Raw genomic sequence first — 500 nt, forward strand, 5'->3', positions numbered from 1 at the left:
CCCGTGATTCCTGCAATTGTATAGTCTTTTACGGTTAAAGTTGCCGAATCGATATCGCTATCTAATCCTGCTGTTGCATCAGTATCAGTGATGATATTTGCTGTAATAGCAACTGCATCTTCTAGTCCGCTGTACCCATTGTTTTGTGCAATTGGTGCATCGTTTACTGCTGTAACTGTGATCACAACATCTGCTGTATCGGTTAAAGCACCATCGGTTAAAGTGTAAGTAATTGTTGGAACCGTTCCATTGTAATTAGCAACGGGTACCAATGTTAAACTTCCGTCTGACATTATCGTAAGGCTACCAACACTTAGAATTGTTACTGCTGATCCTACGGCTTGTACTCCTGTGATTCCAGCAATAGAATATTCTTTTACTTCTAAAGTTGTTGAATCGATATCTCCATCCAATCCTGCTGTTGCATCATTGTCGGTGATCACATTTCCTGTTATGGAAACCGCATCTTCTAATCCGCCATACGCATTGTTTTGTGCAAT

At 40.6% G+C, this 500-nt stretch carries 1 protein-coding gene; it reads right to left on the bottom strand.

The annotated features are described in order from the left end of the window. On the bottom strand, nt 1-500 hold a 500-nt coding region (locus ACSVH7_RS15125; RefSeq protein ID WP_438067518.1), incomplete at both ends, for a cadherin-like domain-containing protein.

The sequence above is a fragment of the Flavobacterium sp. TSSA_36 genome (assembly GCF_051547165.1).
Classification (GTDB): domain Bacteria; phylum Bacteroidota; class Bacteroidia; order Flavobacteriales; family Flavobacteriaceae; genus Flavobacterium.